Source organism: Streptomyces bicolor, assembly GCF_000719285.1.
In the GTDB taxonomy this organism is placed as follows: domain Bacteria; phylum Actinomycetota; class Actinomycetes; order Streptomycetales; family Streptomycetaceae; genus Streptomyces; species Streptomyces bicolor.
The window spans coordinates 14044-34892 of sequence record NZ_JOFS01000024.1; the positions used below are offsets into that span (position 1 = coordinate 14044).

At 70.1% G+C, this 20849-nt stretch carries 16 protein-coding genes; 11 read left to right on the forward strand and 5 right to left on the reverse strand.

Annotation, left to right across the window (positions count from 1 at the left end; translation table 11 throughout):
* Window positions 1-76 precede the first annotated feature (76 nt).
* Together IF78_RS0128350 and IF78_RS0128355 are read left to right on the forward strand one after the other, a co-directional pair.
* Window positions 77-1870, forward strand: coding sequence for a sensor histidine kinase (locus IF78_RS0128350; RefSeq protein WP_078662624.1), 1794 nt, complete (start codon window positions 77-79; stop codon window positions 1868-1870).
* Window positions 1867-2571, forward strand: a complete 705-nt coding sequence (locus tag IF78_RS0128355; RefSeq protein ID WP_031485677.1) for a response regulator — start codon at window positions 1867-1869, stop codon at window positions 2569-2571. Before IF78_RS0128350 ends, IF78_RS0128355 begins: the two co-directional genes overlap by 4 nt.
* A gap of 256 nt (window positions 2572-2827) precedes the next feature.
* Here the strand turns inward: IF78_RS0128355 and IF78_RS0128360 are convergent, their stop codons facing one another.
* On the reverse strand, window positions 2828-3367 hold the full coding sequence (locus IF78_RS0128360) for a hypothetical protein (RefSeq protein ID WP_031485679.1): 540 nt from the start codon (window positions 3365-3367) through the stop codon (window positions 2828-2830).
* Between the two features lie 27 nt (window positions 3368-3394).
* Between IF78_RS0128360 and IF78_RS0128365 the strand changes: the two genes are divergently transcribed.
* The 5 genes from IF78_RS0128365 to IF78_RS0128385 all read left to right on the forward strand — a co-directional run bounded on the left by IF78_RS0128365 (window position 3395) and on the right by IF78_RS0128385 (window position 9689).
* The gene (locus IF78_RS0128365) at window positions 3395-4258 is read left to right on the forward strand and encodes a 5'-methylthioadenosine/S-adenosylhomocysteine nucleosidase family protein (protein ID WP_031485681.1); all 864 of its coding nucleotides are present in this window, start codon (window positions 3395-3397) and stop codon (window positions 4256-4258) included.
* A 172-nt stretch (window positions 4259-4430) separates the two neighbouring features.
* On the forward strand, window positions 4431-6344 hold the full coding sequence (locus IF78_RS0128370) for a tetratricopeptide repeat protein (RefSeq protein ID WP_031485683.1): 1914 nt from the start codon (window positions 4431-4433) through the stop codon (window positions 6342-6344).
* 126 nt (window positions 6345-6470) lie between these two features.
* Window positions 6471-7856 (forward strand): extracellular solute-binding protein, encoded by a 1386-nt coding sequence (locus IF78_RS0128375; RefSeq protein ID WP_031485685.1) that lies wholly within the window; start codon window positions 6471-6473, stop codon window positions 7854-7856.
* Between the two features lie 22 nt (window positions 7857-7878).
* Complete coding sequence (locus tag IF78_RS0128380; RefSeq protein ID WP_031485688.1) at window positions 7879-8835, forward strand: carbohydrate ABC transporter permease; 957 nt, start codon at window positions 7879-7881, stop codon at window positions 8833-8835.
* A 5-nt stretch (window positions 8836-8840) separates the two neighbouring features.
* The gene (locus IF78_RS0128385; RefSeq protein WP_031485689.1) at window positions 8841-9689 is read left to right on the forward strand and encodes a carbohydrate ABC transporter permease; all 849 of its coding nucleotides are present in this window, start codon (window positions 8841-8843) and stop codon (window positions 9687-9689) included.
* Here the strand turns inward: IF78_RS0128385 and IF78_RS0128390 are convergent.
* Both IF78_RS0128390 and IF78_RS0128395 read right to left on the reverse strand, forming a co-directional pair.
* Window positions 9679-11754, reverse strand: a complete 2076-nt coding sequence (locus tag IF78_RS0128390) for a tetratricopeptide repeat protein (RefSeq protein ID WP_234439905.1) — start codon at window positions 11752-11754, stop codon at window positions 9679-9681. The genes IF78_RS0128385 and IF78_RS0128390 overlap by 11 nt on opposite strands.
* A 179-nt stretch (window positions 11755-11933) precedes the next feature.
* Entirely contained in the window at window positions 11934-12374 is a 441-nt protein-coding gene (locus IF78_RS0128395; protein ID WP_031485693.1) for a PPOX class F420-dependent oxidoreductase, read from the reverse strand.
* Between the two features lie 186 nt (window positions 12375-12560).
* Here IF78_RS0128395 and IF78_RS0128400 point away from each other — a divergent pair, with 186 nt between their 5' ends.
* On the forward strand, window positions 12561-13304 hold the full coding sequence (locus IF78_RS0128400; protein WP_078662625.1) for a helix-turn-helix domain-containing protein: 744 nt from the start codon (window positions 12561-12563) through the stop codon (window positions 13302-13304).
* 33 nt (window positions 13305-13337) lie between these two features.
* On the opposite strand, the gene IF78_RS0128405 is transcribed toward IF78_RS0128400, so the two are convergent.
* The gene (locus IF78_RS0128405) at window positions 13338-14363 is read right to left on the reverse strand and encodes an ATP-dependent 6-phosphofructokinase (protein ID WP_031485696.1); all 1026 of its coding nucleotides are present in this window, start codon (window positions 14361-14363) and stop codon (window positions 13338-13340) included.
* 220 nt (window positions 14364-14583) lie between these two features.
* On the opposite strand from IF78_RS0128405, the gene pta reads away from it, so the two are divergent.
* The 3 genes from pta to pyk all read left to right on the forward strand — a co-directional run bounded on the left by pta (window position 14584) and on the right by pyk (window position 19408).
* Window positions 14584-16686: a phosphate acetyltransferase gene (gene pta, locus IF78_RS0128410; protein WP_031485698.1), complete on the forward strand. Its 2103-nt coding sequence runs from the start codon at window positions 14584-14586 to the stop codon at window positions 16684-16686.
* Window positions 16683-17891 carry an acetate kinase gene (locus IF78_RS0128415; protein ID WP_031485700.1) on the forward strand — a complete coding sequence of 403 codons (1209 nt, stop codon included), beginning with the start codon at window positions 16683-16685 and terminating at the stop codon, window positions 17889-17891. Before pta ends, IF78_RS0128415 begins: the two co-directional genes overlap by 4 nt.
* 86 nt (window positions 17892-17977) lie before the next feature.
* Window positions 17978-19408 carry a pyruvate kinase gene (gene pyk / locus IF78_RS0128420; protein ID WP_031485702.1) on the forward strand — a complete coding sequence of 477 codons (1431 nt, stop codon included), beginning with the start codon at window positions 17978-17980 and terminating at the stop codon, window positions 19406-19408.
* 110 nt (window positions 19409-19518) lie between these two features.
* On the opposite strand, the gene IF78_RS0128425 is transcribed toward pyk, so the two are convergent.
* Window positions 19519-20802: a hypothetical protein gene (locus IF78_RS0128425; protein WP_031485704.1), complete on the reverse strand. Its 1284-nt coding sequence runs from the start codon at window positions 20800-20802 to the stop codon at window positions 19519-19521.
* Between the last annotated feature and the right edge of the window lie 47 nt (window positions 20803-20849).

A 20849-nucleotide genomic window follows, 5' to 3' on the forward strand; every position in this document is an offset into this window, starting at 1 on the left:
CTATCTCCTGCCGTGTGAGGGCGGTCACCCTTCCGTTCATTTAGTTCACAATCGGCCAGCGAGGCAGACTGACGACATGCGCATCCCCGCCATTCCGCGCCCCCGCAGCCTGGCCGGCCAGCTCTTCGCCATGCAGGCCGTGCTGATAGCGGTGCTCGTCGCCGGGTACGCGGTGTTCACCTACGTCAGCGACCGCGGCCAGGCCGAGGAGGCGGCGGGTCGGCAGGCCATGGCGGTGGCCCAGTCGATCGCCGACGCCCCCTCCGTACGGGAGGCGATCCGCACCGCCGACCCCACGGCCGAGCTCCAGCCGTACGCGCTCCGTGTCCAGCACGACGCCGACGTCGACTTCGTCACGATCATGAACCCCGAGGGCATCCGCTGGACGCACCCCGATCCGGAGCAGATCGGCCAGCACTTCCGCGGCCACACGGAGCGCGCCCTGCGAGGCGAGCCCTTCACGGAGGTGTACACGGGCACGCTCGGCCCCTCAGTCCGCGCGGTCGTACCGATCTACGACGGTGGGCGGGACCCGGCGGACATCGTCGGGCTGGTCAGCGCGGGTATCCGGGTCGAGGCGATCAGCAAGCGGGTGCAGGACCAGCTGACGGCCCTGATCGGGGTGGCGGGGGGCGCGCTGGCGCTGGGCGCGATCGGGACGTACGTCATCAACGCCCGGCTGCGCCGGCACACGCACGGCATGAACGCGGCCGAGCTGAGCCGGATGCACGACTACCACCAGGCCGCGTTGCATGCGGTGCGTGAGGGGTTGCTGATGCTGGACGGGCAGTACCGGGTGGCGTTGATCAACGACGGTGGGCGGGAGCTGCTGGGGGTGGCGGGCGATGTGGTGGGGCGCTCGGTCGCGGAGCTGGGCCTGCCCGCGCCGCTGACCGGGGCGCTGCTGGCGTCCGAGCCGAGGGTGGACGAGGTGCATCTGACGGCGGAACGGGTGCTCGTGGTCAACACCTCCCCGGTGTCGGGCGGCGAGCGGCGCGGGACGGTGGTGACGCTCCGGGACGTCACCGAACTCCAGTCCCTGATGGGCGAGTTGGACTCCGAACGGGGCTTCACGCAGGCGCTCCGCTCACAGGCGCACGAGGCGGCGAACCGTCTGCATACGGTCGTATCGCTCATCGAGCTGGGGCGAGCCGAGGAGGCGGTGGAGTTCGCGACCGCCGAGTTGGAGCTGGCGCAAGCGCTGACGGATCAGGTCGTCGCGGCGGTGAGCGAGCCGGTGCTGGCCGCACTGCTGCTCGGGAAGACCGCGCAGGCGAACGAGCGGGGCGTGGAGCTGGTGGTGTCTGAGGACAGCCGGCTGGACGACGGGCTGCTGCCGGACGCTCTGCCGTCGCGGGACCTGGTGACGATACTGGGCAACCTGATCGACAACGCGGTGGACGCGGCGCAGGGGAGTGTGGGGGCGCGGGTGACGGTGACTGCGTATGCCGAGGGTGGCGAGCTGGTGCTGCGGGTGTCCGACACCGGGGCGGGGGTGGATCCCACGCATGCGGAGGCGGTGTTCCAGCGGGGGTTCTCCACGAAGCCGGCGGGGCCGGGGGGTCGGGGGCTGGGGTTGGCGCTGGTGCGGCAGGCCGTGGGGCGGCATGAAGGGGAGTTGTTGGTTGCGGAGGCCGACGGGGGTGGGGCCGTGTTTGAGGTGCGGTTGCCGTTGGGGGGCGGGGACGGATCCGGGGGAGGGGCCGGGTCCGCGGAGGGCGCGGGTTCCGAGGACGGGGCCGCTTCGGCGGAGGGGACCGGGTCCGAGGTGAGGGCCGGGCCGGCGCAGGGCTCTGATTCCGCAGACGGCGTCGCTTCGGCGGACGGGACCGTTTCCAGGGGCTCGGTGGTTTCGAGAGGTGACGTATGACGGCGGCGGCCGAACAGGCGATTCGCGTCCTGGTCGTGGAGGACGACCCCGTGGCGGCGGACGCGCACATGATGTACGTCGGGCGGGTCCCGGGGTTCGTCGCGGTCGGCAAGGCGCACACGGGCGCGGAGGCGCGGCGCGCGCTGGAGCGGACGCCGGTGGATCTGCTGCTGCTGGATCTTCACCTGCCGGATGTGCACGGGTTGCAGTTGGCCCGGTCGTTGCGGGCGGCCGGGCATCACGCGGATGTGATCGCGGTGACGTCGGCACGGGATCTGGCGGTGGTGCGGGAGGGGGTGTCGCTGGGGGTCGTGCAGTACGTACTGAAGCCGTTCACGTTCGCGACGCTGCGGGATCGGCTCGTGCGGTACGCCGAGTTCCATGCGGCGGTGGGGGAGGCGAGCGGGCAGGACGAGGTGGACCGGGCGTTGGCGGCGCTGCGGGCGCCGGGGCCGGCCGCGTTGCCGAAGGGGTTGAGCGGGCCGACCTTGGAGCGGGTGACGGGGGCGCTGCGGGAGGTGGAGGAGGGGCTCACCGCGGCGGGGGTTGCTGAGGCCGTGGGGATTTCTCGGATCACGGCTCGGCGGTATCTGGAGCATCTGGTGGAGGCGGGGAGGGCTGAGCGGGCGCCGGTTTATGGGCAGGTGGGGCGGCCCGAGTTGGTTTATCGGTGGGTTCGGGGGGTGGAGAAGGGGCGTTAGAGGGAGGGGGAAGGGTCCAGGGGGGCGGCTCGGGCGCGGGTTGGGCTGCTGTGGCCGGGGCGTTTGCGCGGGTGAAGGCGTCGGCGGCCTCGAGGCAGGCGGCGCGGGCCTCGGTGTGGTGGTCGGCGGCCTCGTAGGCGACGGTCAGGATCGCCAGTGTCTGCCCCTCGCCGACCACGCGCCGGCTCCGCGGTGACGGTCGCCGGCGGCCTGGTGCAGGTCGCGGGCCCGGGTGCGGGCTTCGACCGCCTGGAATTCACGCCCCCTTCGCGTACCACACGACCTGCCAGGCCAGCCCCGCCACGGCCAACGCCTCCGCCACCGACAGCACGACGAGCAGCGGCCCGGAATCACCGTCCGCCCAGAACAGGACCAGCGCAGCCAACGGCACGGCGCAGAAGGCCAGCAGGTCCACCAGGAGCTGGACGGCCTTACGGGACCGGCGCCGCGCATCCCCCCGGTGCGCGGTCTCCCAACCGAACGCCCGGAAACCGCCACCCGGTTCGGCCAGCGCCGCAAGCCGCGGCCCGAGATCCTCGCGGACGTACCTGCCGATCGCGGAGATCTTCTCGTCGTTCACGAGGTAGGTCCACCCCAGCACGACACACACCGGCGGCAGCGCGAGCAGCATCGACGCCTGCTTGGCCTGGGCGGCCGCGGCGATGACGGCGGCGACGACGGCCAGCGTGACGTAGAGCAGGTTGTCCCGGAACCCGATGCGCGCCTTCTGCTCGTCCTTCACGCTCTGGTACTCGGCGAGCAGCAACTGCCCGACGGTGACGTCCTGTTCCGGCACTCGATTCCCTTCCCCCGGCTGTACGTTATGAGTGTGCCGGAGAGTCAGCCCACTGTTCTCGTCCTGACCGCACTCCCCCTCGAATACGCCGCCATCCGCGCGCACGTGGAGAAGCGACGGGAGCTCGTGCACCCTGACGGAACCCGTGTCGAGAAGGGTCGACTGCCGAGTACGTCCTGGCATGTTGCCATCGCCGAGCTGGGCATGGGCGCCGAGCGGGCCGCCGCTCTCACCACCCAGCTCATCAGCTGGCTGCATCCCGAGGCCGTGCTCTTCGTCGGAGTCGCCGGCAGCCTGAAGGACGACGTCGGGATCGGCGACGTCGTCGTGGGCACGCAGGTGTACGAGATCCACGGCGGCAAGCAGACACCCGAGGGTTTCCTGGTCCGGCCGAAGTCCCTGCCGGGCTCGCATGCGCTGGAACAGGCGGCCCGTTCCGCCGTGCGGGACATGCCCGACGTACGGGCGCACTTCATGCCGATCGCCACGGGTGACGTGGTCCTGGCGGACTCCGAGTCGAAGATCGCCCGGTTCATCCGCCGGAGCTACAACGACGCGGGCGCGATCGAGATGGAGGGCTCCGGTGCGCTCCAGGCGGCCCATCTGAACGGCCAGTTGAACGCACTGGTGATCCGGGGCATCAGCGACCGCGCCGACGCGGGCAAGAGCAGGGCGGACGCCTCGGGTTCACAGGAACTCGCCGCCGGGCAGGCGGCCGCGGTGACGGTGGGGGTACTGCGCAAGCACCAGCCCCGCAAGGGTTCCTCCGACTCCGAGGAGGGTCCCCATCGGCGCGGTGACGGCGGAGCGACGTACGGCGGAGACCATATCGACTTCCGGGGCGGCACCTTCTACGGCCCCGTCACCGGCAAGAGCGACGGGCGACGGTAGAGGCGGCCGGGGCACCGCTCACGGCCCGGTACCGCGAGCAACCGCAACGCTCCCGCCCCGCCCGCTGGGCTTCACCGGTCGATCGGCGGACCTGGAGCGTCTACTCCCGTACCTCTCACCCGACAGGGACGACACAGCCGCACTCCCGCTCCTCATCTTCGCCGTCACGGGTATGGGCGGCATCGGGAAGACGGCGCTGGCGGTGGAGACGGCGCACCGGGCCCGTGCGCGGGGCTGGTTCCCGGGCGGGACGCTCTTCGTGGACCTGCGTGGGTATGACGACGACCCGGTCACGGCTGATCAGGCGGTCCTGGCGCTGCTCGACGCGCTTGGGGTGCGGGACCGGGATCTGCCGCCCACGACGGATCGGCAGTACGACGCGTACCGCGCGCTTCTCGCCGAGCGGCGGGACAGGATGCTGCTGCTCCTGGACAACGCCTCGGATCCTTCCCAGTACCTGCCGCTGCTGCCCGGCACGGACCACCACCGGGTTGTCATCACTTCCCGGGACCGTCCCGACGCGCTTCCGGTGCGCCTCATCGACCTGGAATCACTCGCCCCGGACGATTCGGTCGCCTTGGTGACCCGCGCCCTGCGCGACACCGACGAACGCGATGAACGCCCGGGGCGCGAAACCGAGGCGCTTCGCGAACTGTCCGAGCTCTGCGGCAATTTGCCGCTGGCCCTGCAAATCGCGACGGGAATGCTGCGCCGGCGACGACATCGGGACATCGCCTCTCTGGTGACCGAGATCCGTGACGCCGGTGACCCGACCACGGTTCTCGACCAAGGCAGCCCCGGCACGGACCTGTACGGCCGCTCGCTCGTCGTGCGTCCTGTGTTGGAGACCTCCTACCGCCGACTGCCGCCCGAGCAGGCCCGGCTGCTGCGTCTGCTCTGCGTTGCTCCGGGTGCGGAGACCGGCGCAGAGGTGATCGCCGCTCTCGCCGACCTCGGTCTGGAGGCCGCGCTGTGTCTGTTGGAGGAGTTGGCTGCCACTCATCTGGTCACGCCGGTGCGGTGTGTCGACGGGACGGCTCCCGCCCTGCGGTGGCGGGTGCATGACCTGGTACGCGCGTACGGGGCGGGTGTGGTGGCAGGGGATGCGGCGTTGCGGGAGGAGGCGGAGGCGGCGCGGGAGCGGGTACTGGGGTTCTACTTGCGGTGGGCGAGTGCGGCTGGTGATCGTTTGCGGTGGTTGCCGGGGATGGAGGAGCCGGAGCGGTTCGGTGACCGGGGGCAGGCACTGGCGTGGCTGGACGGGGAGCGGGCGGGTCTGGTCGCGGCGGTGGGGTGGGGGCGGGAGGAGCGGTTCGCGGACACAGCGGTGCGGCTGGCCCGCTGCCTGGCGGAGTATCTTCCCTGGCGGCGGTATTTCGACGACTGGATCGCCGTCGCGGAGGCCGCACTGGACGCCGCCCACCGGGCCGGGGACCGGCTGGACGAGGCGAGCGCGTGGAACAACCTCGGCCTCGCCCTGCGGAATGCGGACCGAGCGGGGGAGGCGATCGACGCCCACACCCGCGCCCGAGACCTTTACCAGTCAACCGGAGACCGCGACCGCGAGGCCATGGCGTGGGACAACCTTGGCCTGGCCCTGCAGGAGGCGGGCCGAGCCGGGGAGGCGATCGACGCCCACACCCACGCCCGCGACCTGTTCCAGGCAACCGAAGACCGCTACAGCGGGGCCATGGCGTGGAACAACCTCGGCATCGCACTACAGGAGACGGGCCGGGCGGAGGAGGCGATCGACGCCCACACCCGCGCCCGAGACCTGTTCCGGGCAGCCGGAGATCGCCACCGGGAGGCCATGACGTGGCATAACCTCGGCATCGTCCTGCGGACGGCGGGCCGGGGCGCGGACGCGATCGTGGCGTACGGCAAGTCCCTGGATCTCCGAAGGGAGTTCGAGGACTGGTACGGCGCGGGGCAGACCCTTTACAACCTTGCCGTAACCCGTGAGGCCGCCGACCACCACACCGAGGCGCGCGCCGCCTACCTCGAGGCCGCCGACGCCTTCACCCTCGCCAACGCCGCCACCGAAGCCGCCCAAGCCCGCACCCGCGCCGCGGAGCTACCGAAGTAGCTCCGCACCCTCACGCCACCCCGCCCCCTCAATCGGCCGCACACGCATTGACCTGACTAGACCACGCGACCTACGTTCACCGGGCAGCCATCCCCGCGCCACAACGAAGTGAGCCCGCAGGAGGTCATGCCCGTGCGCCCCACCGCCGCCCTGATCACCACCGCCCTCGTCCTCACCGCCGCCTCCCTCACCGCATGCGGCAGCGGATCCGGCAGTGACCCGGACACCGTCAAGGTCTCCTTCAAACAGTCCACGGACAACTCCATCAAGGTGATGGACACCTACCTCGCGGACATCAAGAAGCAGTTCGAGAAGGCCAACCCCGGCAAGAAGGTCGAGTTCGTGCCCATCAAGGCCCCGGACTCGGAGTACTACACCAAGCTCCAGCAGATGCTCCGCTCCCCCAAGACCGCCCCCGACCTGGTCTACGAGGACACCTTCCTCATCAACTCGGACATCACCAGCGGGTACCTGAAGCCCCTCGACCCGTACCTCGCCAAGTGGAAGGACTGGGACCAGTTCATCGACACGGCGAAGTCTGCCGCCAAGGGCGAGGACGGCAAGACGTACGGCGTCCCGGACGGCACCGACACCCGGGGTCTGTGGTTCGGCAAGGACATCTTCAAGAAGGCCGGCCTGCCCACCGACTGGCAGCCGAAGACCTGGGAAGAAGTCCTCGACGCGGCCCGCACCATCAAACGGAAGGTCCCCGACGTCATCCCCCTCAACGTCTACACGGGCAAGCCCGTCGGCGAAGCCGCCACCATGCAGACCTTCGAGATGCTGCTCTACGGCACGGATGGCACAGGCACGAACGGCGGCACGTCGGACCCCCTGTACGACAAGTCCGCCAAGAAGTGGATCGCCGGCAGCCAGGCCTTCAAGGACTCCCTCTCCTTCGTCGAGACCGTCTACAAGGAGAAACTCGGCCCGGACGTCTCCGACGCCCTCGACCCGAACGTCATGACCCGCGTCCGCGGCGAGTGGCTCCCGCAGGGCAAGCTCGCCATCGCTCTCGACGGCTCCTGGCTCCCGCAGGACTGGCTCCCGGGCAGCGGCCACGAATGGCCCGAGTGGTCCGACGAGCTCGGTCTCGCCGCCATGCCCACCCAGAACGGCCAGGCCCCCGGCAAGGTGAGCATGTCCGGCGGCTGGACCTGGTCGATCCCGGCCAAGGCGGGCAACCCCGACCTGGCCTTCGAGTTCATCAAGACGATGCAGACGAAGGCGAACGCCCAGAAGTGGTACGTCGCCAACTCCGGCATCGCGGTACGGCAGGACGTCGCGGACGACCCGGCCTACGTCGATGCCCAACCCGGCATCAAGTTCTTCACGGATCTCGTCGCGAGCACCCACTACCGCCCCGCCTACCCGGCGTACCCGAAGGTCTCCACCGCGGTCCAGGAGGCGATGGAGGGTGTGACGACGGGTGACATGTCGGTGGACGAGGCGGCGAAGGGCTATGACGAGGAGCTGAAGTCGGCGACGGACGGCCAGGTGATCGAGCAGTGAACGACGGCGAGGACCAGCGCCCATGACCGCCGAAGCACCGCAAGCGGCCGCGGGCCCGAGCGCCACCAAAACCCCTTCGGGCCCGCCGGCTGCACGCCGCCCGGCCCATCCGTCCGTCCCCCTGCGCCGCACCCTGGCCCGAGCCCTCCCCGTCACCCCCGCCGTAGTCCTCCTGCTCCTCTTCCTGGCCGGCCCCATCGCCTACTGCGCCTACATCGCCTTCACCGACCTCCAGCTCACCGGCCAGGCCGAGGACTCCTTCGTCGGCTTCGACAACTTCCGTACGGCGTTCGGCGACGAGGCGTTCCTCAACGCGGTCTGGCTGACCCTCGCCTTCACCGTCATCTCGGCCCTGATCGGGCAGAACACTCTCGGCCTGGGCCTGGCCATGCTGATGCAGCGCGCCTCCAAGCCCCTGCGCACGCTCACCGGCGGCATCGTCATCACGGCCTGGGTCCTGCCGGAGGTCGTCGCCGGGTTCCTGCTCTACGCCTTCTTCCGCCGCGAAGGCACCCTGAACGCCATCCTGGACTGGCTTCAACTCCCCAGCCAGAACTGGCTGTTCACGCTTCCGATCCTCGCGGTGTCGTTCGCGAACGTCTGGCGCGGCACCGCCTTCTCGATGCTGGTCTACTCGGCGGCACTCAACGAGATCCCCAAGGAGATCACGGAGGCGGCGGAGGTCGACGGCGCCGGCGGCTGGCGCCGTATGTGGCACATCACCCTCCCGATGATCCGCCGTTCCATCGGCACGAACCTCATGCTGATCACACTCCAGACCCTGTCCGTCTTCGGCCTGATCTGGGTGATGACGAGGGGCGGCCCGGGCGGCAAGAGCCAGACACTGCCGCTGTTCATGTACGAGGAGGCGTTCCAGAAGAGCATGATCGGCTACGGCACCGCGGTCGCCCTGCTGCTCCTGGTGGTGGGCTCGTTGTTCTCGGTGGTCTATCTGCGCCTGCTGCGAACGGAGGTCTGACGCCCATGCCCCGGACATCCCGGACCCTCGCCTCCCGCAGGACCACCCACCGTCTGGCCGCCGACGCGGGCCTCCTCGTGGTGGCCGCCGCGTTCGTGCTTCCGCTGGCGTGGGTGATCCTCTCCTCCCTGGACACGCACCCGAACCTCCAGGTGAAGCTCCCGGACGGCCTCACCCTGGACAACTTCGACGCGGTCCTGACCCCGGACATCACCTTCACGCCCCTGCTCAACAGCCTGCTCCTGTGCGGCGGCGGTACGGCCCTGACCGTCGCCTGCGCCGCGCTCGCCGCCTACCCGTTGTCGCGGTTCCGGTCGCGTTTCAACCGCCCGTTCCTGCTGACGGTCCTGTTCGCGACGAGCCTGCCGATCACGGCGATCATGGTGCCGGTGTACGCCCTGTTCGTGCGGGTGAACCTGATCGACACCATGCAGGGCACGATCTTCTTCTTCGCCGCCTCTCAACTGCCGTTCGCCATCTGGCTGATGAAGAACTTCATGGACGGGGTGCCCAAGGAGCTGGAGGAGGCGGCCTGGACCGACGGGGCGTCGTCGCTCCAGTCGCTGGTGCGGATCGTGCTGCCGCTGATGGGGCCGGGGGTGGCGGTGGTGACGGTGTTCTCGTTCGTGATGATGTGGGGGAACTTCTTCGTTCCGTTCATGCTGCTGCTCACACCGGACCAGATGCCGGCGGCCGTGAGCATCAACGAGTTCTTCGGGAACCGCGGGACCGTGGTGTACGGGCAGCTGGCGGCGTTCTCGATCATCTACTCCACGCCGGTGATTCTGCTTTATGTGCTGGTGGCTCGGCGGCTGGGTGGGGGGTTTGCGTTGGGTGGGGCGGTCAAGGGGTGAGCAAGCCGGCGGCTCGGCGCGCCTGCGCTGCCCGGTCGTCGGCGTGGGCCCAGGTGTAGACGTCGGCGGCCTGAAGCCAAAGGAATCGGGCCAGTTCGGACTCGCCCGCGCTCTCCATGACACGGGCGAAGTTGGTGAGGATCAGGCCTGCTCGGTACCAGTCCTCGGCCTCCCAGAGGATGTCGAGTGCCATGTCGTACGCCTCGATGGCCTCCTCCCTTCTGCGTGCCTTCCACAGGGTGCCGGCGATGTTGTTCCACGCCACGCCCTCCCCACGCCGGTCCCCGATCCCCTCGTACCGGTCGCGGGCACTGGCATGGGCGTCGATCGCCTCGCGCAGCCGCCCCGCCGCGTTCAGGGCGACGCCGAGGTTGTCCCATGCCTGGGCCTCCAGTTGGGCGTTCCCGGGGTCCCCGGCGTCCCCGGTGTCCCGGAACAGCTCACAGGCGCGAGTCTGGGCGTCGACGGCCTCCGCCACCCGGCCCTCCGCGTACAGGGCGACACCGAGATTGGTCCAGGTGACGGCCTCGTACGAGCTGTTTCCGGCGGCCTGAGACAGGTCACGGGCGTTCTCGAACGCCTCGATCGCCTCTGCCACCCGGCCCACGTTCCACAGCGCGCTGCCGAAGTCGGTCCAGGCGCACGCCTCGATGTAGAGGTTCCCTCCCCTGCGGGCGCCCTCGAGTCCGATCCGTGCGACGGCGATCCAGTCGTCGAAGAGCCGCCGTTCCTGCAGATACGTCGACAGGCATGAGGCCAGCGCTCCGGCTTTGACCACGAACGGTTCCTCCGCCGCCCACTGGACGGCCCCCAACAGCCCCGCCCATTCCGAGTCCAGCCAGTCCAGCGCCTCCGCCCGGGTGGCGAACCCCTCCGGCTCCGCCAGCCCGGGCAACCACCGCAGCCGGGACTGGGCCGCGAGCGCCTCTTCCGCGTAGTACCACAGCAGCCGGTCCCGCGCCGCCTCACCCTCCTCCGTCAGACGCGGGTCCGCCGCCACCACGCCCACCCCGTACGCTCGCACCAGGTCGTGCAGCCGCCACCGGTGGCGCCCGCTGCCTCGCTCGACGAGATGCGCACGGTTCAGCGCCTGAAGGCCCCGCGCCGGCAGAGCACCCGCCCCGGCGAGAATGCTGACGACGTCCTCGCCCACCTCGGGACCGGGCGCGAGGGCCAGCAGGCGCAGCAGCCGGGCCTGTTCGGGCAGCAGCCTCCGGTACGACAGGTCGAAGGCGGCGCGTACGCTGCGCTCGCCGTCGTCGAGGTGGTCGAGGCGGTCACGGAACTCGGAGAGCTCGGCGGCCAGTTCGGCGACCGGCTTGTCCCGGTCCAGCACCAGCAGGGCCGCCGAGATCTGCAGGGCGAGCGGCAAGTGCCCGCAGTGAGCGGCGACTTCCTTCGCGGCCGCGGGCTCGCCGGTGACCCGGCTGTCGGCCGGATCCGCGATCCGCAGCGCACGGTCGAGAAGCTCGTACGCCTCCCCCGGCGTCAGCTCGTCCAACGCCAGTAAGCGCGCCCCCAGTTGGGGCAGTTTGTTGCGCGAGGTGACCAGCAGCCGATGCCGTACATCACCGGGAAGCAGCGGCCGCACCTGGTCCGGCGACGAGGCGTTGTCGGCCAACACCAACACCGGCCCCCGCTCCCGCCCACGCTCGGCGAGCAGCGACCGGTACAGCGCGCCCCGCTCGTCCGCCCGCACCGGAATGCGTTCCGGCTCCGCCCCGAGGGCCCGCAGCAGCGTCTCCAGCGCCTGCTCCCCCGTGACGGGATCGTCGTCGTACCCGTGCAGATCCAGAAAGAGCACCCCGCCCGGAAACCACCCCTTCGCGCACGCCAGATGAGCCGCCTCCACCGCGAGCGCGGTCTTGCCGACACCGCCGAGCCCGGACAGCGCGGCGACCAGCACCGGCATCGCCCGAGAACTCCGGTCGGCCGCAGCGGGGTCGAACGCGTCGAGCAGCCGCGTCAGTTCATCGCCCCGACCGGTAAAGCCGATCACGCGCGCCGGCAGCGCATCCAGGGCCGTAGGAGCGGCCGCGTACTGGTACACGCTCCCCTTCACCACGACGGTCCCCTTGAACTCCCCTCCCCCGAAGTCAAGATGATCCCCGCCGTACCGCCCACCGCCCGCACCGACCATCACGCCGTCCCCCGTACCGCCTCCGCACCCTCGCGCGGTAACACGGTACGCGCCGCCCCGCTACCCGGCACTCGGCTCTCGGATGCCCCTCAACTCACAGCGGATCAACTCCCGGGCAGCACACCCGCCCGGAACACCTCCACCCCCACAACCCTGCGCACCCGCACCGGCTCGATCAGCAGCATCACCCGCCGCTCCCCGGGCAACAGCCACGGATACCGCTCCTCGCCGATGTACTTCTGCGCGAGCCGGTCCATCGCCCGCTCCGCCGCCTCGCCCTCCACGAACCGCACGACCCGGCCCCGGATCTCAGCCCGGTCGTACGGGTTCTCCACCTCATGGTGCGAGAGGGAAACGTTGGGATTGAGCCGCAGGTTGTCCACCTTCACGCGCCCGATCGACGTGTTGACCATGACGTACTCGTCTTCGATGTCCGCCCACATGGGCGACACCTGCGGCATCCCGTCGGGGTCCACCGTCGCCAGATGCCAGAAGTTCGGCGCGAGGAGACGTTCGCGAATATGCCCGTTGAGCTTGCCGTTCACCGGCGGTCACCACCTTCCGGGCCGCCACCGTGACGACCTTGCGCCATCCTGGCCGCCGCCCCGGGCCGGTCGACAGACGATCTTCGGCCAGCGGCGAACCCGCCAGTAGCCGTAGCTTCCTACAATCCGTGATCCTGGCTGAACCGACCGTAGTCACCCCGCCCCGTTCGCCCTACGTTGTGCCCCGTGCGTCGACCCCCAGCCCAGCCGAACCAGCCGAACCACCCCAACCGCTCCACCCGCCGGACCCCGCCCACTCCCCCCTTCAACGCCCCCGCCGCCCGCAGACTCCGGGCCGCCCTCAGCATGGGGCCCGAACATGTCGCCTACGGCATGCGGGCCTCGTACGGACTTCCCTACGTCACCCCGGACCTGATCATCGCGTGGGAGCGCGAGCAGGCCTCCCCCACCAGCAACGAGCTCACCGCCCTCGCGGGCGTCCTGTGGTGTTCGCCCGCCGAGCTGCTCGGCAAACCGCGGACGCTGCGCGAGCACCGCCTCGCCCGCGGCCTGGCGCCCGAGGACGTGGCTCGTGCCGTCGGGCACGAGGTCGTCGCGTATCTCCACATGGAGGAGAACGACGACTGGCACGGCACCGACCGCCAGTCCGCCGCGCTCGCGGACGTCCTCGGTCTGTCGCTGCCGGACTTCATCACCGTCACGGGCCGCGACACGAGACTCGCCGACCTGCTGCGCAGTGCCGTGACGACGCGCTGGCAGGCGTACGTGCGCCCGGTCGGCAAGATGGTGCCCCTGGACCGGCGGGTCCTCGAGCACACGCTCCAGGACCTGCACCAGAACTACCAGGGGCAGATGACCGCCACCCTCAGCTGGGGCGGCGACAACAGCGACTCCAGCGCGGCCGGCCGTGAGTTCCTGGACCGGATCGTGGAGCACTTCTGGGCGACGGTCCAGGGGGTGGGCTCCTGAACAGCGCCGCGGCCGCCGGCGATCCGGCCGCCGCTAGAAGACCGACTCGGCCTCGTCCATCCGGTCCTTCGGCACCGTCTTCAGTTCGGTGACCGCCTCCGCCAGCGGCACCATCACCACGTCGGTGCCGCGCAGCGCGGTCATCTTGCCGAACTCGCCCCGGTGCGCCGCCTCCACCGCGTGCCAGCCGAAGCGGGTGGCGAGGACCCGGTCGTACGCCGTGGGTACGCCGCCGCGCTGGACGTGGCCGAGGATGACCGGCTTGGCCTCCTTGCCGAGCCGGCGCTCCAGCTCGAACGCCAGAGCCGTGCCGATGCCCTGGAAGCGCTCGTGGCCGTACTGGTCGATCTCGCCCTTGCCGTAGTCCATGGTGCCGTCGGCGGGGTGGGCGCCCTCGGCGACGCAGATCACCGCGAACTTCTTGCCGCGCGCGAAGCGCTCCTCGACCATCTTCACCAGGTCGGCCGGGTCGAACGGGCGCTCCGGGAGGCAGATGCCGTGCGCGCCCGCCGCCATGCCGGACTCCAGCGCGATCCAGCCCGCGTGGCGGCCCATTACCTCCACCACCATCACCCGCTGGTGGGACTCCGCGGTCGTCTTCAGGCGGTCCATGGCCTCCGTGGCGACCCCGACCGCCGTGTCGAAGCCGAAGGTGCGGTCCGTCGAGGAGATGTCGTTGTCGATCGTCTTGGGGACGCCGACCACGGGCAGACCCGCGTCCGACAGCATCCGCGCCGCCGTCAGGGTCCCCTCGCCGCCGATCGGGATCAGCGCGTCGATGCCGAAGTCGCGGGCGATGTCGGGGGCGCTGTCGCACGCCTCGCGCAACCGGTCGCGCTCCAGCCTCGACGAGCCCAGGATCGTGCCGCCACGGGCCAGGATGCCGCTGACCGCCTCCAGGTCGAGGCTGCGGTAGTGGCCGTCCAGCAGGCCCGCGTATCCGTCCTCGAAGCCGATCACCTCGTCGCCATACTGTGCGACGGCCCGGTGCACGACCGACCGGATCACGGCGTTCAGGCCGGGGCAGTCGCCGCCTGCGGTGAGAACTCCGATACGCATCGTGCTGTGTCTCCTGCTCGCTGTTGATACCGGTGAGCCAATCCGATTGTTTCACGTCCGGCAGGACGGTGTCGGCCCCCGAACCTGACGGGCGCCTTATCCGTAGGCAAGGGTATTGTCAAGAGGGTTTCGCTCACCTCACTGGGCGATTTTGCGACCTCACACGACGACCACAGACGACGACCACAGACGACGACCACAGACGAAACGGAGAGCACGCGTGACGCGCAGCGTGTACGTGACCGGCATCGACCGCGGCGACGGCCGCCAGGTCGTCGAACTGGGGGTCATGGAGCTTCTGACCCGGCAGGTCGACCGGGTGGGGGTGTTCCGGCCGCTGGTCCACCACAGTCCCGACCGGCTGTTCGAGCTGCTGCGCGCCCGCTACCGCCTGTCCCAGGACCCGGCCACGGTCTACGGCATGGACTACCACGAGGCGTCCGCCCTCCAGGCCGAGCGCGGAACGGACGAGCTGGTGTCCACGCTCGTCGACCGGTTCCATGTCGTCGCCCGCGACTACGACGTCGTCCTCGTCCTCGGCACCGACTACGCCGACACCCAGCTCCCGGACGAGCTGTCCCTCAACGCCAGGCTCGCCAACGAGTTCGGCGCGTCCGTGATACCGGTCGTGGGCGGGCGCAGGCAGACCGCCGAGTCGGTGCTCGCCGAGACGCGCAACGCCTACCGGGCGTACGAGGGACTCGGCTGCGACGTGCTGGCCATGGTCACCAACCGGGTCGCCCGGGAGGACCGGGACGAGATCGCCCAGCGGCTCGACTCGCGGCTGCCGGTGCCCTGTTACGTCGTCCCGGACGAGCCCGCCCTCTCCGCGCCGACCGTCCAGCAGATCGCCCAGTCCCTCGACGCGAAGGTCCTGCTCGGCGACGACTCGGGGCTCGCCCGCGACGCCCTCGGCTTCGTCTTCGGCGGCGCCATGCTGCCGAACTTCCTGACCGCCCTGACCCCGGGCTGTCTGGTCGTCACCCCGGGCGACCGCGCCGACCTGGTCGTCGGCTCGCTGGCCGCGCACAGCGCCGGCACCCCGCCGATCGCCGGTGTGCTGCTCACCCTGGACGAGCGCCCCGGCGACGAGATCCTCACCCTGGCCGCCCGCCTCGCCCCGGGCACCCCGGTGCTCTCGGTGCCCGGCTACAGCTTCCCCACCGCCGAGCAACTCTTCTCCCTGGAGGGGAAGTTGAGCGCGGTGACGCCGCGCAAGGCGGAGACCGCCCTCGGCCTGTTCGAGCGGTACGTCGACACCGGTGACCTGCTGGGGCGGGTCTCGGCGCCGAGCAGCGACCGGGTCACCCCGATGATGTTCGAGCACAAGCTGCTGGAGCAGGCCCGCTCGAACATGCGCCGCATCGTGCTGCCCGAGGGCACCGAGCCACGCGTCCTGCACGCCGCGGAGGTGCTGCTGCGGCGCCGGGTCTGCGACCTGACCCTGCTCGGCCCGGTCGACCAGATCCGCAAGAAGGCCGCCGACCTCGGTATCGACCTGGGCGAGTCCCAGCTGATCGACCCGGCGACCAGCGACCTGCGCGATGCCTTCGCCGAGCGGTACGCCGCCTTCCGCGCCCACAAGGGCGTCACCGTCGAGCTGGCGTACGACGTGGTCAGCGACGTGAACTACTTCGGGACGCTGATGGTGCAGGAGGGGCTGGCCGACGGCATGGTGTCGGGGTCCGTCCACTCGACGGCCGCGACCATCCGGCCCGCTTTCGAGATCATCAAGACGAAGCCGGACGCCGGCATCGTGTCGTCCGTCTTCTTCATGTGCCTGGCAGACAAGGTCCTCGTCTACGGCGACTGCGCCGTGAACCCCGACCCGAACGCCGAGCAGCTGGCCGACATCGCCATCCAGTCGGCGGCGACCGCCGAGCGGTTCGGTGTGGAGCCGCGGATCGCGATGCTGTCGTACTCGACGGGTACGTCCGGTTCGGGGGCCGACGTCGACAAGGTGCGTGAGGCGACCGAGCTGGTGCGCGAGCGGCGGCCCGATCTGAAGATCGAGGGGCCGATCCAGTACGACGCCGCCGTGGAGCCGTCGGTCGCCGAGACCAAGCTGCCGGGGTCGGAGGTCGCCGGGCAGGCAACGGTTCTGATCTTCCCGGACCTCAATACAGGTAACAACACCTACAAGGCCGTGCAGCGTTCGGCCGGCGCGATCGCCGTCGGGCCGGTGCTGCAGGGTCTGCGCAAGCCCGTCAACGACCTGTCCCGGGGTGCCCTCGTCCAGGACATCGTGAACACCGTCGCCATCACGGCGATCCAGGCCCAGTCCCCCGCCCTGTCCCCCAGCGAGAAGGCCACCGCCCAGTGAGCTCGACCCGTGTCCTCGTCCTCAACTCCGGCTCCTCGTCGGTGAAGTACCAGCTCCTCGACATGCGCGACAGCAGCCGGCTGGCCGTGGGCCTCGTCGAGCGCATCGGCGAACAGCACTCCAGGCTCAAGCACACCCCGCTGGCGGCGGGCGGCGAGAGCCGCGAGTGGACCGAGCCCATCGCCGACCACGACGCCGCCCTGAAGGCCGTGTCGGCGGAGCTCGCCAAGGACGGCCTCGGGCTCGACTCGCCCGAGCTGGCCGCGATCGGCCACCGCGTGGTGCACGGCGGCAAGCACTTCACCGAGCCGACCGTCGTCGACGACGCCGTGCTCGCCGAGATCGAGCGGCTGATCCCGGTCGCCCCGCTGCACAATCCGGCCAACCTCACCGGCATCCGCACCGCTCAGGCCCTGCGGCCCGACCTGCCCCAGGTCGCCGTGTTCGACACCGCGTTCCACACGACGATGCCGGAGTCGGCCGCCCGCTACGCGATCGACGTCGAGACCGCCGACCGGCACCGGATACGCCGGTACGGCTTCCACGGCACCTCGCACGCGTACGTCTCCCGGGCGACGGCGAGGCTGCTGGGCAAGGCGCCGGAGGACGTGAACGTGATCGTGCTGCACCTCGGCAACGGCGCGTCCGCGTCCGCCGTGCGGGGCGGGAAGTGCGTGGACACCTCGATGGGGCTGACGCCTTTGGAGGGGCTCGTGATGGGTACGCGCTCCGGGGACATGGACCCGGCCGTCATCTTCCATTTGGCACGGGTTGGTGAAATGTCCATCGAGGAAATCGACACTCTTCTCAACAAGAAGAGCGGATTGATCGGCCTGTGCGGCGACAACGACATGCGGGAGATCCGCCGGCGGATCGACGAAGGTGACGAGCGGGCCCAATTGGCCTTCGACATCTACATTCACCGACTGAAGAAGTACATAGGCGCCTATTACGCGGTCCTCGGCACAGTGGACGCCATCGCGTTCACGGCCGGGGTCGGCGAGAACGCGGCGCCGGTACGGGAAGCCGCTCTGGCCGGCCTGGAGCAACTGGGCCTCGTGGTGGACGCAGAGCGGAACGCCGTACGCGGAGACGGGCCGCGGCTGATCTCCCCCGCCGGGGCGAGGGTGGCGGTCGCCGTGGTACCGACGGATGAAGAACTGGAGATCGCGACGCAGACCTACGCACTGGTGGGCAACGCCTGAGTAACACGGCTGAGCAATACGCAGCTCATTTGTATCTTCCACCAGACGGAATATTCCGCAGCGAAACAAACCGATAGGATCGTCCCATGCGCCGTTCGAAAATCGTTTGTACTCTCGGCCCCGCGGTCGACTCCCATGAACAGCTCGTCGCGCTGATCGAGGCGGGCATGAACGTGGCCCGCTTCAACTTCAGCCACGGCACGCACGAGGACCACCAGGGGCGCTACGAGCGCCTGCGGGCCGCCTCCGCGGAGACCGGGCGGGCCATCGGTGTGCTCGCCGACCTCCAGGGCCCGAAGATCCGTCTGGAGACCTTCGCCGAGGGCCCGGTCGAGTTGGAGCGCGGTGACGAGTTCGTCATCACGACCGAGGACGTCCCGGGCGACAAGTCCATCTGCGGGACCACGTACAAGGGCCTGCCCGGCGATGTCGCGCGCGGCGACCAGATCCTCATCAACGACGGAAACGTCGAGCTGAAGGTCCTGGACGTCGAGGGTCCGCGGGTGAAGACGATCGTCATCGAGGGCGGCGTCGTCTCCGACCACAAGGGCATCAACCTGCCCGGCGCGGCGGTGAACGTGCCGGCGCTGAGCGAGAAGGACGTCGAGGACCTGCGGTTCGCGCTGCACATGGGCTGCGACATGGTCGCGCTGTCCTTCGTCCGTGACGCCAACGACGTGCAGGACGTGCACAAGGTCATGGACGAGGTCGGCCGCCGCGTCCCGGTCATCGCCAAGGTGGAGAAGCCGCAGGCGGTGGCGAACATGGAGGACGTCGTGCTCGCGTTCGACGCCGTGATGGTCGCGCGTGGCGACCTGGCCGTCGAGTACCCGCTCGAAAAGGTCCCGATGGTGCAGAAGCGGCTCATCGAGCTGTGCCGGCGCAACGCCAAGCCGGTGATCGTGGCGACCCAGATGATGGAGTCGATGATCACCAACTCCCGCCCGACCCGCGCCGAGGCCTCCGACGTGGCCAACGCGATCCTGGACGGCGCGGACGCGGTCATGCTGTCGGCGGAGTCCTCCGTCGGCGCCTACCCGATCGAGACCGTCAAGACTATGTCGAAGATCGTCACCGCCGCCGAGCAGGAGCTGCTGTCCAAGGGCCTGCAGCCCCTGGTCCCCGGCAAGAAGCCGCGCACGCAGGGCGGTTCCGTCGCCCGCGCGGCCTGCGAGATCGCCGACTTCCTCGGCGGCAAGGGCCTGGTCGCCTTCACCCAGTCCGGCGACACCGCCCGCCGCCTGTGCCGCTATCGCGCCGCCCAGCCGATCGTGGCCTTCACCACGGACGAGGGCACCCGCAACCAGATGACGCTCAGCTGGGGCGTGGAGCCGCACGTGGTGCCGTTCGTCAACAGCACCGACGAGATGGTCGACCTGGTGGACCAGGAGATCGTGAAGATGGGGTTGTTCAACGAGGGCGACATCGTGGTCATTACGGCGGGGTCGCCGCCTGGGGTTCCCGGCACGACGAACATGGTTCGGGTGCATCACCTGGGGGGCGGGGCGCGGGACTGACCTCCCGGGCCGCGGTGAGGCTCCTGTACGGCGCTGAGGGCGCCCTCCTTGGAAGGGGGGCGCCCTCAGCGGTTTCCCGGGTTCTCAACGTTCTCTCTTTCTTCCGCGTCTCAGTCGCGTTCGACGAGTTCCTCCACCGCGCCGGTGACCTGGTTCTCGGCGTAGCCAAGTCGTTCGCCCAGCGCCTGGTACCGGGTGTACTGGGCAGCCGTGACGGGGATGTCGTACGCCTCGACGAGCCGCAGGAGGAGCCGGAAAGCGAGGTCGGGGTCGACCGAGGTGACGATCCGGTCCAGCGTCGCGGCCGTCACGTCGCTCCCCGTCGCGCGGTTCAGCTGGCGGGCGATGTCCTGGATCTCCCGTACGACCGGATCCATCAGGTCGGTGCGGGGCGGCGACACGAAGGGCGTGTAGGCGGGGTCGGCGGCTGTCAGCCGCTGCGTGCACACTGCGGCGATCTCCCGCAGCCAGGTCCGTCCGTCGGCGTCGAACCCGTCGTCGGCGTGCCGGCGCCGTGCGGCGGTGTGCCACAGGGCCGTGACCGTGTCGTCGGACAGGGCGGAATCCAGCAGTCGTGTCACGTCCTCCAGCAGTACGGCCGCCTGCGCACCCGGCGTCATACCACTGTCGGCGCGGGCGAGTCGCGCGATGTGTTCTCTCGGGGTGCCCGTGCCCTCGTACCGCCAGCTGTCCCACTCCCCGTCGAACATCCGGGACAGCCCCGGCAGGCCGAAAGCGAACGCGAAGTCCCGCCGTCCGGGGTCGAGCGGCGGCCACCTCACGTTCAGCCCTTCGAACACGGCGGTAAGGGGGTAGGCCAGACGCTCGCCGATGGCCAGCAGCCGGTCGTACTGGTCCTCGTCCACCGTCACGGCGTAGGCCTTGAGGGCACTCAGGAATAGGCGGAAGCCCAGGTCGGCGTCGGACTCGGCGACGACCTGCCGCAGGGCGGACACGATATTCCGCTCGGCGACGGCGGCCGTCAGCGCGGAGGCAGCCACCCGGAGCTCGGCCAGGACGGACTCGCGCAACTCCTCCTCCGGGAGGGCCGGTTCCCCTTCCGTCGCCTGCTGTTCGCGCAGCGGGCACACCTCGGCGACCTTGTGCAGCCATATGCGCATGTCCGTGCCGTGCTCGGCGAAGTCGACACGCTCTCGCACGGCAGCCAGCAACACTGTGCGGATCACCTCGCTCGGCAGCGGCGACTCCAACAGGAGCCGCACGTCCCTGCCGAGATGGACGTCCTCGTCGTCGGCGGCCGTCCGCTCGGCCAGGGCCTGCACCGCCAGGGCGTCGAGGCGCGGCCCGGTCCGGGAGCGCAGTCTCCCGGCCAGGCCGGTGAGGCCGAAGTCTCCCTCGTAGTCGACGTAGTACACCTCTCGGTGCCTGGTCACGTCAGCCTCCTGTGACATGGGCGAGGGCACGGGCACCCGGTGAGGGG